Source organism: Psychrobacter sp. MES7-P7E (assembly GCF_002863645.1).
Classification (GTDB): Bacteria; Pseudomonadota; Gammaproteobacteria; order Pseudomonadales; family Moraxellaceae; genus Psychrobacter.
This window is the reverse complement of the sequence record NZ_PJBU01000098.1, coordinates 1-13,730: the sequence shown is the minus strand read 5'-3', so window position 1 is coordinate 13,730 and position 13,730 is coordinate 1. Positions and strand designations below refer to the sequence as shown.

10 protein-coding genes and 2 pseudogenes are annotated in these 13,730 nt (G+C 44.8%); 4 read left to right on the top strand and 8 right to left on the bottom strand.

Going from position 1 to position 13,730, the window contains the following annotated elements:
- Positions 1-11 precede the first annotated feature (11 nt).
- Both CXF62_RS08085 and CXF62_RS08080 read left to right on the top strand, forming a co-directional pair.
- Positions 12-203, top strand: a pseudogene (locus tag CXF62_RS08085) (agmatine deiminase family protein); the annotation flags it as partial.
- 144 nt (positions 204-347) lie between these two features.
- On the top strand, positions 348-1,721 hold the full coding sequence (locus CXF62_RS08080; RefSeq protein ID WP_102093789.1) for an NAD-dependent succinate-semialdehyde dehydrogenase: 1,374 nt from the start codon (positions 348-350) through the stop codon (positions 1,719-1,721).
- A 78-nt stretch (positions 1,722-1,799) separates the two neighbouring features.
- Here the strand turns inward: CXF62_RS08080 and CXF62_RS08075 are convergent, their stop codons facing one another.
- The 3 genes from CXF62_RS08075 to CXF62_RS08065 all read right to left on the bottom strand — a co-directional run bounded on the left by CXF62_RS08075 (position 1,800) and on the right by CXF62_RS08065 (position 6,492).
- Positions 1,800-3,242 carry an APC family permease gene (locus tag CXF62_RS08075; RefSeq protein ID WP_102093787.1) on the bottom strand — a complete coding sequence of 481 codons (1,443 nt, stop codon included), beginning with the start codon at positions 3,240-3,242 and terminating at the stop codon, positions 1,800-1,802.
- A 325-nt stretch (positions 3,243-3,567) separates the two neighbouring features.
- A complete protein-coding gene (gene gabT, locus CXF62_RS08070; RefSeq protein ID WP_102093786.1) occupies positions 3,568-4,827 on the bottom strand; it encodes a 4-aminobutyrate--2-oxoglutarate transaminase in 1,260 nt (419 codons plus the stop codon).
- Between the two features lie 201 nt (positions 4,828-5,028).
- Entirely contained in the window at positions 5,029-6,492 is a 1,464-nt protein-coding gene (locus CXF62_RS08065) for an NAD-dependent succinate-semialdehyde dehydrogenase (protein WP_102093785.1), read from the bottom strand.
- Between the two features lie 220 nt (positions 6,493-6,712).
- On the opposite strand from CXF62_RS08065, the gene CXF62_RS08060 reads away from it, so the two are divergent.
- Positions 6,713-7,483, top strand: a complete 771-nt coding sequence (locus CXF62_RS08060) for an IclR family transcriptional regulator (RefSeq protein WP_102093784.1) — start codon at positions 6,713-6,715, stop codon at positions 7,481-7,483.
- 53 nt (positions 7,484-7,536) lie between these two features.
- Here CXF62_RS08060 and CXF62_RS08055 read toward each other — a convergent pair whose 3' ends face one another.
- Together CXF62_RS08055 and CXF62_RS08050 are read right to left on the bottom strand one after the other, a co-directional pair.
- Entirely contained in the window at positions 7,537-8,745 is a 1,209-nt protein-coding gene (locus CXF62_RS08055) for a CaiB/BaiF CoA transferase family protein (RefSeq protein WP_102093822.1), read from the bottom strand.
- Positions 8,746-8,950: 205 nt separating this feature from the next.
- On the bottom strand, positions 8,951-10,135 hold the full coding sequence (locus CXF62_RS08050) for an acyl-CoA dehydrogenase (RefSeq protein ID WP_102091151.1): 1,185 nt from the start codon (positions 10,133-10,135) through the stop codon (positions 8,951-8,953).
- A gap of 176 nt (positions 10,136-10,311) precedes the next feature.
- Between CXF62_RS08050 and CXF62_RS08045 the strand changes: the two genes are divergently transcribed.
- On the top strand, positions 10,312-11,139 hold the full coding sequence (locus CXF62_RS08045) for an IclR family transcriptional regulator (RefSeq protein ID WP_102093782.1): 828 nt from the start codon (positions 10,312-10,314) through the stop codon (positions 11,137-11,139).
- Positions 11,140-11,214: 75 nt separating this feature from the next.
- Here CXF62_RS08045 and CXF62_RS08040 read toward each other — a convergent pair whose 3' ends face one another.
- From CXF62_RS08040 to CXF62_RS08030, 3 genes and pseudogenes are all read right to left on the bottom strand, one after another.
- Positions 11,215-12,201, bottom strand: coding sequence for a hypothetical protein (locus tag CXF62_RS08040; protein ID WP_102093781.1), 987 nt, complete (start codon positions 12,199-12,201; stop codon positions 11,215-11,217).
- A 19-nt stretch (positions 12,202-12,220) separates the two neighbouring features.
- Positions 12,221-13,102, bottom strand: coding sequence for an IS982 family transposase (locus CXF62_RS08035; RefSeq protein ID WP_102093779.1), 882 nt, complete (start codon positions 13,100-13,102; stop codon positions 12,221-12,223).
- Positions 13,103-13,284: 182 nt separating this feature from the next.
- Positions 13,285-13,730 (bottom strand): annotated as a pseudogene (locus tag CXF62_RS08030) (hypothetical protein); the annotation flags it as partial.

The window sequence follows — 13,730 nt, the reverse complement described above, 5'->3', positions numbered from 1 at the left end:
TAACGGGTGATGTTTGTATCGCCTCCTATGCCAATTTTTTGATTTGTAATGACGCGGTCATCGTACCGCAATATGATGATATAAATGATGCACTCGCCATCGAGCAGCTTGAAAAAATCTTTCCGCAGCATCAGGTAGTGGGAGTACGCACAAAAGAGATTGTCTATGGCGGCGGTAATATTCATTGTATTACCCAGCAATAACCTGTAACCAAAGCGTCACTCTAAAACACGCCGCTTGGTATAGAATGAACCCTAATAAATCGCACTTATTAGCAACTGAAAGTATAAGCATAAACCCAAAAATGGATTTTAAACCCAAAAACACGCTAAAAATAAGGAAAAAGTATGAGCGATTATCAAATCAACAATCCAGCCACTGGCGAACTAGAAGCCACTTACCCTACCGCCACTGAACAAGATATCCAGCAAGTCATTGAACAAGCCGACACCGCTTATCAAGATTGGCGTAAAGTGCCATTAAATGAGCGCAGTGCATTACTGCATAAAATCGCTGATATCTATCTTGAGCGTCAAGACGAGCTGGCTCGTATCGTGGCGGGTGAGATGGGTAAACCCGTTGCACAAGCCAAGGGTGAAATCGGTCTGGTCGCTGAGATCTATCGTTACTATGCAGACAATGCTGAGCAGCTACTCGCGCCGAATACCATTGACGTTGACTCAGGATCAGCTTCGGTAGAAAAATGTCCTGTTGGCGTTCTACTCGGTATCATGCCGTGGAACTATCCACATTATCAAGTGGCACGTTTTGTCGCGCCAAACTTTATGGCAGGTAATACTATTATCTTAAAGCACGCGCCTCAATGCCCTAAGACTGCAGAAGTTATCGCTGATATGTTCAAAGAGGTCGGCGTACCTGAAGGTGTTTATAACAATATCTTTGCCACCAACGAGCAGGCAGCGACTATTATTCATGACAAGCGTGTACAAGGTATCTCACTCACTGGCTCTGAGCGCGCTGGACAAGCCGTTGCAAAAGAAGCTGGCGGCGCACTCAAAAAAGTCGTTTTAGAATTGGGTGGTTCAGATGCCTTTATCGTCGCAGCCGATGCCGATATCGAACAAGCGATACAAGGCGCTATCTCTGGTCGTTTTGGTAATACTGGACAAGCCTGTAACGCAGCCAAGCGTTTGATCGTCATTGAATCCGTCTATGACAAATTCGTCGAAGGCTTTACCAATGCGGTCAGCAACATGACTTTGGCCGACCCGCTTAAAGAAGATACGTTTATTGGCCCAATGTCATCAAAAGCCGCTGCGGTCAACTTGCAAGCGCAGTTAGACAGTGCTATCCAAGCAGGTGCGACAGTATTAGTAGAAGGCGGCATGGACAAAGACAAGCCTGGTGCTTGGTTTAAGCCTGCGGTACTGACAGGTGTAACTGAATCCATGGATGTATATCGTGAAGAGCTGTTTGGTCCTGTAGCAGTCGTCTATAAAGCAAATGATATCGACCATGCTATCAAGATTGCCAACGATGTGCCTTTCGGTCTTGGTGCCTCTATCCAAACGCAAGATGCTGCCCTAGCTGCTGACATTGCTGACAAATTGGAAGTGGGCATGGTCACGATCAACGCACCTTCTGGTACGGAAGCAAACACACCATTTGGCGGCGTTAAACGTTCAGGATTTGGTCGCGAGCTTGGCACACTTGGTATCACTGAATTCTTAAACTATAAACTGATTCGTGATAAGTCTTAATAGATTAAAACCTTAGTTAAATAAAAAAAGCCTAACGTTTGACGTTAGGCTTTTTTATGAAAGGTAATTAAAGTAAGTCTACTTTTTATATGGATTTTCTTTTAACCACTGCTGGTTAGCCGTTTTTAGCTCGCGCAGTTCATGATCCATAATGTCTTTACTCTTACCAGGATTCTTCATCGTAGCATAACCGTACAATACCCCACCAAGTACGATCCAGCCAAGGAAAATCCACCACTCAATAGCGACAAGTGCTGATGGCATACCTGGTAGATATAGTGCCAACATACCAAGACTCAAGATAATAGTGATAATACCAACCAATTTACCTGCTGGTACTCTAAACGGACGTACCATATCAGGCTCACGGTAGCGCAGCACTAAGAATGAAAGAGCCACACAAGTATAAGCAATAACAATACCGAACCCGCCAGCATCTACAATCCACACCAGCATTTTACGACCAAATAATGGCGCAAGTGTCGCGAGACCACCGATTAATAAAATCGCATTGACGGGCGTATTATATTTCGGATGCAGTTTGCATAAAAACTGTGGCAACATGTGCGTTTTGCCCATAGCATATAGCAGACGACTACCACCGATAAGAAACGCATTCCAGCTCGATAAAATACCCAGCACACCGCCAATAACCAGCAAGGTACCAGCCCATTTGCCATTCCAAGCATTTGTCATCGCATCAGCCGTTGCCAATGTTGAGTCTTGTGCTTGTAATAGCGGTAAAGTCTTGCCCACACTCCAAGCGACTGCTACATACCACAGCACCGCGATAATAATAGAGACAATCAAAAACTTACCGATGTTCGGACGAGATAGATTGATTTCTTCTGCAGCTTGGGGAATGACATCGAAGCCAACGAACAAGAACGGTACCATCACCATCACCGTCATGATGCCACCCATACCGCCAATAAAGTTAGGCGCTTGTACGGTATTAGAAGTTTCAGGACTAAACAGTAACGCACCCACGAACAGTAATATACCTACACAGAAAATACCAACGACTGCTGTTTTTTGGAACCACGCACTGACTTCCATACCGCGTATGTTCAGCCAAGTAACAATCACTGAGCCAAGCATCCCGACGCCTACCCAAGTGGCGTAAACATCCCAGCCAGCAACATTCCAAAGATACCCTTGGCTATAATTAGGAATAATGTATTCGACGACGGTGGGCAGTGCTACTGCTTCAAAAGCAACGACGGAAAAATAACCAAACAAAATACTCCATGAGCAAATAAAGGAGACATTGACTCCTAACGCTCGATGGGTATAAGTATGCTCACCGCCAGTAATTGGCATGGAGGCCGCAAGTTCAGCATACGTCACACCAATCAATACGACTACCAGACCGCCTATTAAAAAGGCGCTAATTGCGCCCCATATACCTGCCGAGATGATCCAACTACCTGCCAGTACAACCCAGCCCCAACCGACCATTGCACCGAATGCCAGTGCAATGATATCGAACACCCCTAGCGACTTTTTTAATTCAGACATAAACTACTCCTTGTCTGTGTTTCATCCGTGTGAGCCTGTTACAGCTACACTATTTTTGTTTCATGGGATCATACCCATCATGTTTGTTGTGTCTGTCGCGTCGCCGAAAAACTTGTATTTGCCGTCGGTATAGTATTCAAACAGCAAAAACAAAAACGGCGTCTTGACTTGCAAGGCGCCGTTAAAAAACTCACTCAAAGCGAGTGTTATAAGGGCAACCCTTGCCGTTATCTTTCATACAATCTTTTAACCAATATCGGTACTTGAACTAGCTGTACTTGGTTAAAAGCGCTCCATCGCTAAAGTAAATAACACTCAGTATTGCTTATGCCGTTAGAATACCTTTGATGATATCAAGGCCTTCTTGTAGCACTTCATCTTCAACCGTCAATGGCACCATCACACGAATGGCATTGCCATACATACCACAAGACGCTAGTAGCAAACCTTGCTCAAATGATTCTGCTTTTAGATTGGCAGCAGCGGCAGCATCAGGTTTGCCTTCGCTATCAATCAATTCAAACGCTAGCATAGCGCCCTTATGACGGATATGACCGATACTGCTTAGGTTCAAGCCTTTTAAGAATGAAGCAATGGCATTGCCAATCTCGATACTACGCTCAAGTAAGTTCTCTTCTTCGATCACTTCCATAACTGCAAGTGCGGCCACACAAGCCAGTGGGTTACCAGAATAAGTACCACCCAAACCACCGACTTGCGGCGCATCCATAATGTCAGCACGCCCAATGACCGCAGAGATAGGATAACCACCAGCCAAACTCTTCGCGGCAGTCATTAGATCAGGCTCAACCCCTAGCTGTTCACCTGCAAACAAGGTACCGGTTCTCGCAAAACCACACTGTACTTCGTCAAAAATAAGCACGATGCCATGCTCATCACAGATGTCACGTAGCGCTTTAGCGAATGACGGCGTTACTTGATGGAAACCACCCTCGCCTTGGACTGGCTCAACGATCATTGCTGCCACTTCACTAGGATCGATGTCTGCTTGGAAGATCATGTCAAGGCTATGTAGCGCTTGCGCTTCTGTTACGTTCAGCTCTTCTGCAGGGAACAACGCATGGAATACTGGTCCTGGCATCGGGCCAAAGTTCTTTTTGTATGGTAATACTTTGCCTGTCAGGCTCATACACATCATGGTACGACCATGCCAGCCACCAACAAAAGAGATTACGCCTGGACGACGGGTTTTAGCACGAGCAATCTTGATGCAGTTTTCAACCGCTTCTGCGCCAGTGGTCAAAAAGAACGCTTTAGTATCGCCGCTGATAGGCGCTTTTTCGCATAGCTTTTCAGCCAGATCCACATAGCATTCGTAATTAATCATTTGCGCCGCAGTGTGCGTAAACTTGTCTAGCTGCTCATGGACACGTTGAGTGATTTTTGGATGGCTGTGACCCGTGTTCAATACTGAGATACCACCGACAAAGTCGATATAGCGCTTGCCTTCGATGTCCCAGATTTCTGAGTTCTTTGCTTTTTCTGCAAAAATAGGAAAGGCAACCCCAAGTCCTGTTGGTAAAACAGCTTTGCGGCGCTCAAGTAATGATTGATTGGTAGTCATGGGAATGTCCTTTTCTTTGTTCGTAACATAAGTGCCATCTAGAGATTGGCGGTTTATTTGATGTTTGTCTTTGTACTCAGTAGATATCAAATGGTGCTTGTTTGACTCAAAACACCACAGACATCTAAAAATTTGCGCTAGTTGATGCGTTGCTAACTGTTACTTTGCTAGTTATTAAGCCAACTAATTAGGTTATGGCTATTAGGTGATATCAGAGCACCAGTATTTGGTCGTGATATAGTCTTCGATACCATATTTTGAGCCTTCACGGCCAAAGCCAGACTGCTTCACACCACCAAATGGGGCAACTTCTGTAGAAATCAAACCCGTGTTGTGACCGATGATGCCGTACTCAAGACCTTCGGTAACGCGCCATGAGCGGGCATAGTCGCTACTATAGAAGTAAGCGGCCAAGCCATAGATAGTATCGTTAGCAGCACGGATAACTTCTGCTTCGTCTTTGAAGGTAAAGATGGTCGCAATCGGTCCGAAGATTTCTTCAGAGGCGATGTCCATATCACTGCTAATATCTGTAATAACCGTTGGGTTATAAGTCAGTTCTGATGCGTCATTGACACTACCACCAGTGACCAGTTTTGCGCCTTTATCCAGAGCATCTTTTAGCAAGGCTTGGATTTTATCTAACGCTTTTTTGTTGATAAGAGGACCAATATCGACACCCTCTTCTAGGCCGTTACCTACTTTTAATTCAGCGACTTTTTTGACAAATACGTCTAAGAATTTATCTTTGATGCTGTCTTGCACGTATACGCGGTTGGCACAGACACAGGTCTGACCAGCATTACGATATTTAGAAGCGATTAAACCAGCAGCGGCTTTCTCTAGATCGGCATCATCAAAGACGATAAATGGCGCATTGCCACCCAACTCTAACGATAGCTTCTTAATAGTTGGCGCGCATTGTGCCATCAGCGTACGACCTACTTCTGTAGAGCCTGTAAATGATAGTTTATGGATGCGTGCATCACCCGTTAGGATGTCGCCGATGACAGAAGACTTACCGGTTACGACCTGAATGACGCCAGCAGGAATACCCGCTTGCTCTGCCAATACACCTAGTGCCAATGCAGAGTAAGGTGTCTCGGTAGCAGGTTTGACGATAATCGTACAGCCTGCTGCTAGTGCAGGAGCAACTTTGCGCGTGATCATCGCAGCTGGGAAGTTCCAAGGCGTGATAGCAGCACAAACACCGACTGGCTGCTTAAGAACGACATGACGTAGCTGTGTGCTATTGGCAGGAATCACATCACCATAGACGCGCTTGCCTTCTTCGGCAAACCAACGGATAAAGCTGTTGGCATAACCTACTTCACCACGTGATTCAGTCAGCGGTTTACCTTGCTCAGCGGTCATAATGATGGCCAAATCTTCTTTATTGGCATCGATTAGATCAGCCCATTTTTGCAATAACTCTGCACGCTCTTTGGCTGTTTTTGCTGCCCAGTCTGCTTGGAAATCATGAGCGTAAGCAACGGCTTCGTTAACATCTTCTGTGGTGAGACTTGGTACAGTACCAATGAGCTCACCATTAAAAGGATTGTTGACATCAAGCACAGCTTCATCACTAGCAGCATGCCAGCCGTCTTTAATGAAGCAAGATTGTTTGAGTAAATCTGGATTTGATAACTGCAGCGCGTGTGACATGTTGACGCTCCTTGTCATATAGGTATGTTTATAAGAGTGGATATAATAGTAATCATGAGATAATGATTGATAATTGTTTTTTTGTTCAATATACTGAACACGTATTCTATATACGAGACATCATTATAAGAACGATATGACGCGATTTGCAACCCTTATTCTCATTATTTTAAAAATTATCTTGTATTTTCTGATTTTCTTTTATTTTTATAGGTTACTTATGAGCTCGACTGCCGTGCCTGCGCTAGACAAAACGTTTCAGATTTTGGACTTGATTACTGATAGCTCACAGCCTCTGACAGCGGCTCATATCGCAAAAGAGCTTGGGCTACCACGTAGCTCCACTCACAATATCTTGCAGAGTCTATTGTCCAAACATGTCATTTACAAAGACCCTGAAAGCCGTTTTTATTTGGGTTCATATTTGATGTACTGGGCAGGTAAGTACGAGCAGCAGCAAGGCGTGGTGCAGTTATTTAAAGATTTGATTGTGCAGTATCCGGTACTTCTTCAGCACACTGTTACCTTGTCAAAACTTGATTTGGGCGAAGTGGTATTTTTGGCTTGTCATGAGTCACCTGCGCCGCTTGGCTTTACTTTTCGTGCAGGCGTTCGCGTACCTGCCGTATTTTCTGCGACAGGCAAAGCCATGCTATCCACGTTGTCGATGGACAGTATCAAATCATTATACAAAGACACGTTTCCGACGCCGATGACCCAGTATGGGGTCAAGAATTTTACCGATTTGGCAACTGAGCTTGCAGCGATACAAGAAAGCCGAGTGTCTCTCGATGATGGACAGTTGCGCGATGGGATGTACTGCTTGGGCACTTACATCCGTAATGCATCAGGCAATGCGGTCGCTGGTATGGCAGTGAGTTTTTTGCAAGGAGAGTATGAGTCTAAACGGGCTGAGGTCAGTGCGGTATTGATTGAATTGGCGGAGCAAATTGAGCAGCATTTAGGCTTCAATCCTAACGCTGAAAGGTAGCGTTAGGACTAAATACCAGTGTAGGTCTAAAAAATATAATCCAAAAAATTCTGCTAAACAATTCCATCGGCTTTTAGCTTTGCGATCATCTCGCTGTCATAGCCCAGTTTAGCAAGTGTGCTATCAGTATGCTCGCTCAACTGCGGTGGCGGCGTGCGATAGCTGACTGGTGATGCGGATAACTTGATAGGGTTACCAAGTGCGCGTACTGGACTGCCTTGCTCGGTGAAATTAACAATCATATTCCTTGCTTGCGCTTGCGGCATGGCCAGGGCTTCAGCCACGTTATGAATCGCACCGCATGGAATACCTGCTTGGTCTAAAACCTCTAGCCAATAGGCGCGTGGCTGATTAGTAAAATGCTTAGTCAGCTCACCGCACAGCAGTTCGCGATTGGCAACGCGTTGTGGATTGGTCGCAAAGCGCTCATCGGTATGCCAATCAACTGCTAGCACCTCACACAGTTTGGCAAACTGACTGTCATTACCACAGGCTAAAATAAAGTGCTGCTCGCCCTCGCCCGCAAATACTTGATACGGCACGATATTAGGATGCTGATTGCCCAACCTTGGCGGTATCTTATCGGATGCCAAATGATTCATGCCGACATTGGCTAGCATGGCAAGCGCACTATCAAGCAACGCCACATCAACGTGTTGACCAACACCAGTATTTTGACGCGCCAGCAGTGCCGCCTGAATACCAATCGTTAGCTGCAAACCTGCAAATAAATCGACGACTGCCACGCCAACTTTGTGCGGTTCGCCATCACTAGGGCCTGTGATGCTCATCAGTCCTGATAATCCTTGGATAATATAATCATAACCAGGGCGCTTGGCATCTGGCCCTGTCTGACCAAATCCTGTCAATGACGCATAAATCAGCCGCGGATTGGACTGTTTTAGGCTGTCATAGTCTAAGCCGTATTTTTTCAGGCCACCGACTTTAAAGTTCTCAACCAAGATATCACTCTCAGCGATTAGCTGTTTAATGATGGTTTGCCCTGTCGGCATAGTGATATCTACCGTCAGCGATTTTTTATTGCGGTTAATGGTAGCGTAATAAGCAGAGGTATCATCGCTGAATGTTGGCGGTGCCCAATGACGCGTCTCATCACCGATATGAGGACGCTCAACCTTGATGACTTCGGCACCCAGATCAGCAAGTACTTGTGTGCAAGAAGGGCCAGCCAGCACTCTCGATAAATCGAGCACCTTGATACCATGCAATGCGCCCTTTGGCATATTAGCCATATCAAACATATCTGTCATGAGATTCCCTTACTCTGTCGCGTATTTTTTGACTTTTTAATCATAAAATTGTTATTCAGGATGTAACTACTTAGCAATTACATCCTGAATAACAACTGAAAAACGTACGCTACTGTTAATGCTCTTTTGATAAAAAGCCAAGCAGTAACGTACGTCATAAAATACAGTTGTATCAAAAATTATTAGCTAAAAACGCTTAAAAGAACGCTTGAATGCCTGTCTGTGCACGGCCTAGGATAAGCGCATGAATATCATGTGTACCCTCGTAAGTATTGACGGCTTCCAAGTTCATCACGTGACGAATGATATGGAATTCATCAGAGATACCGTTACCGCCATGCATATCACGAGCGATACGAGCGATATCAAGTGCCTTGCCGCAGTTGTTACGCTTAATGAGTGAAATCATCTCAGGCGCAGCGTTGTCTTCATCCATCAAACGACCAACCCGTAGCGCTGCTTGTAGACCTAAGGTGATTTCTGTCTGCATATTGGCAAGCTTTAGCTGTACCAGCTGCGTTGCCGCTAGCGGACGACCAAACTGTTTACGATCGAGCGTGTACTGACGGGCGGCTTTCCAGCAGAATTCAGCCGCACCCATCGAACCCCAAGCGATACCATAACGGGCTTTATTTAAGCAGCCAAATGGCCCTTTTAGACCACGGATATCTGGGAAAGCATTGGCTTCAGGAACGAACACTTTGTCCATGACTATCTCACCCGTAACTGACGCACGTAATGAGAACTTGCCCTCGATTTTCGGCGCAGATAATCCTTTCATACCTTTGTCTAAAACAAAACCGCGAATCTCGCCAGCATCGTCTTTTGCCCACACGACGAATACGTCAGCGATAGGACTGTTGGTGATCCACATTTTATTGCCAGTCAGCTCATAACCGCCATCCACAGCGCGCGCACGAGTAGACATCGATGAAGGATCAGATCCTGAATCTGGCTCAGTCAGACCGAAGCAGCCTACATACTCACCTGTGGCAAGCTTTGGCAAATACTTTTCTCTTTGCTCTTCTGTACCATACGCCCAAATAGGATGCATAACCAAGCTTGATTGCACGCTCATCGCTGAACGGTAGCCCGAATCAACGGCTTCCACTTCCTTGGCAATCAGACCGTAAGCAACACTCGATAAGCCAGCACAGCCATAACCTTCAATCGTGACACCAAGTAAGCCCATCTCACCCATTTGACGCATGATATTACGATCGAAATTCTCGTTGCGATTAGCCTCGATAATGCCAGGCATCAGCTCTTTTTGAAAAAACTGACGCGCGCTGTCGGTGACCATGCGCTCTTCTTCAGTGAGCTGGTCACGTAGTAAAAAAGGATCTTCCCAATCAAAGCGTGGGCTAGTAGATGTTGCCATGTGGATCTCCTTGGTATCAGTCATCCTGACTGACGAATAGTGATTGATATATCATTTGGTCTAACAAGTCATTGACTTTATTATTCCGCTGTGCGAAACTTAGTTTCATAATTTAAAACCATTTAACCAAACTTTCGCTGCCCTGTAAACCTTTATCAAAAAAAGATGAGTATAAAATGACGAAACCCTTATCAACAGCTACTCCACTACTCGGACGAATGGATCACCTGATGGGTCAAAGCAAGGAAGAGAACGATCGACAGTTTGTGACGGCACTAGGTCGTGGATTGGTTATACTGGCTGCCTTTGAACACCATGAGCGCCTTACCCATCAGCAACTATGTCAGATGACCAAACTGCCAAAAGCGACCATTAGTCGCCTGATTCATACCTTGACCACGCTTGGGTTTTTGCGTACTAATGAGCACGGACAGTATCAACTGGGCAGTAGTGCAGTACGTCTCAGTGCGACCGCATGGAGTCGTCATGACATGGTGGCATACGCTGAGCCATTACTGCGACAGTTCGCTAGTGAAAACGAAGTATCGGTGAATTTGGCAACCGAAGTCGAAGGAGAAATGCGCTATCACGCCTGTTGCCGTAGTCCTGCTCGCCTATCAGTCAACTTGCAGGTTGGCTCCGCCGTACCTGTCGCACGCACTGCCATTGGACGTGCTTTTTATGCGGTAAGTACGCAAGCGAGAAAGGCGGTCATCATTAGTAATCTACAAGAGAATTTGTCTGTTGAAGATTATAACCATGCGCAAACTGCCCTAGCCAGTGCGGCAGAGCATTATGAAAAATACGGCTATACCGTGTCTGATGGGGAATTTTCTACTGATATACTGGCAGTCGCGGTCGGGGTCTATGATGTTGCAACAGGACAATACGCGTATTCGCTGAATGCCAGTGTGCCAAGTGCTAACTGGGAAGCGGATGAGTATGCTGCGATGATCGTGCCAAAATTACAGGCGTTAGCGGAGCGGATTGGTGGTGGGATTTAGAATAGTAATATGATGAAGATATAAGCCTTCTAGCCAGTCATAACACTTTTCTATTGATATAAACTAAAGAGCTGGTTAATTGGCTGGCTCTTTAGCGTCCAGTACCCACACCGCATCATGCCCGACAAAATAAGTATGATGATTCGCGACTTCTATATTATAGACATGATCCTCATAAGAGTTAGGGCAAGCGTCATAGTAATTCTCCATTTGCTCATGGATACTTTCCTCTGTTAAACCTTTTGCATTACCATATTTTTTAATTCCACGTACATTATTCTTATATATGAATTCGTCGGAAATCTTATTTTCTCTTATTACCTTGCCATTAAACATCAAAGGCGCGTTTACATATTCAATATAACTTTCTACTGAATGAGTATAAGAAACATTATCCTGTAATAGACGAATGTTCAAAGCCTTATATAGCTCTGGGTCAACTAAGAACGGTGCTTTTTGATTGATCAGCAACTTGGCATCAGAGGTTTTCCAATTAAGTGTTTTAATTTCTTCTTTGAACGCTTCTTCTGTATTAGCTAAACTAACAAACTGATAGCCACTATCTGAAAACTTCACAAACTGAACCAGACCATCTTCCTCCCAAAAGTCTTTATCTTGTATACTTTGTAGATAGGCACAGCCTTCAGGATAGTTCGGCAAGGTACGCACAGGGATAAACGAGTAATCATCAAGTGCAATCGTATCACCATGAGCAGACGTTAGATATCCAGCTGGTAAACGCTCCGCCGATAACCACTCACCCTCTAAATCTTCAGGCTGCCGAGTTACCCAAAATGGGTGGTTGCTGGTACATAAGATATAGTTTCTACCCTTCTCACCTTGCTTGGCTACCGTTTCGTTAAAGTATTCAACTTTAAAGATTCTTTCCTTTTTCGGGGATGTAAACGTACTTATGACAGGCTTATACTCTATATCACCGCTACCATCTTCAGGCTTGAAGAGTACAGGCTTTGATAAAATTAAGTCGCCCACTTTGATATCTTGGATTGGCACTAGACCCTTATCCGTATGTACCAAACCCCAGTTCGGGATAAGCCACATTGTAACTCATTGATACTATTTACAATATGGCTACCTGTCCCTGCTGAGGCATATTTTTGATGGTGGGTTTATAGGGAAACCAGCAATAAGCAATTAAACCTGACAGCAAGTTTGTGATAAACCCCGTGACACTACGATGGCGTGAGTGTTCGATTTGGCACAAGTTTTTAAGCTCTCCAAACACCGTTTCAACCAAAGAGCGATGATTGAGTAGTGCCTCATCCATAGGCTCAAGTAATTGGGGTTTCATATTACGCCGAAGTTTGGTTATCAACGTGGTATCACTGTGTTTTGTGAGCCACTCGTTTAAGGCTTTACTGATATAGCCTCTATCCCCAAACACCTTGCCAAACACAGGCGTTGCCATATCCTTAACAGGCACTCTGTCATCCGTATTACCCGCAGTGACTTTAACAGATACAAGCTCGCCCTTATGATTGATAATGGCGTGTAGCTTAAAGCCATAGAACCAGCCCATGCTGCTTTTGCCTCGGGTTGCAAGTCCCTTAAAGACTTTATGACGGTAGATACGCTTGTTATGACAAACTGCTATCTTGGTTGAATCAATATAGCTGATACCCGTACAGTCGCCCATCATGCTTTGCAAGTAGGCACACAGTGGCATGATACTGCGCGGCACAAGCTCTATAAATCGCGAGTAGCTCGGCAGATTTGGAAACGCCCGTTTCATCATGCCAAGCATGTGATGGTAGTAAAACGCCTTAAACTGTCGATAACGTAATTGATGAAACAGTACCAAGATGGTCATAATCTCTGCTACACTTATCTGGCATGCTCTTAACCTTTGGTGTCCCGTTGCGATTAAATGAGCGTCAAACTCAGGTTTGAATTGCTGATAAAAGTCGTCAATATGGCAGTATAGTTCGGTTAGGTTGTCCATGTAAGAAGTCCTTTTTGCTTAAGTGGTCTTGGTAAACTTACTTTAGCAACTTTGGACTTCTTTTTTTATCTTTTTTTGAGCCCTTATCCCGAACTGGGGTTACCAATGTACCTGCGACAAATCCTGGAACGTTTTTATTCATATTATCAACTCACTGAGATTATTTATTATAAAATTCACCGTCATACACCCAAATGCCTTTTTTTTCCTACAAAATAAGTATGAGTATCGGCGACTTCAATGTTATAGACATAATCAGTGAAGGCATTGGATGTAGCTCTGGAGTCATTCTCCCAATCTGGCACTCTGTAGGCTGCAACTAACTTACTATAGTACTCTATCTCGACACGATTCTCAGGATTGTCTTTGTCTAAAAACTTATGAAACTTCGCATAAGGTTCAGAACCATCCTCCGAATGTAAGTCCCTACCTAAAAGACTATTGTCATCATTAGTAAACACCTCTACAGCTTCACCATTCCTAAAGTCAATCACCCCTATATCAATTTCACCTGGATCTGCATGCTTATCTTGACAGCTGTGCATATACAACCCAACCTTTGGATCGCTAGTTGCTATGACATACTTTCCTCCAATTTGATAAGGATCATACACCTCTTCGTGATATC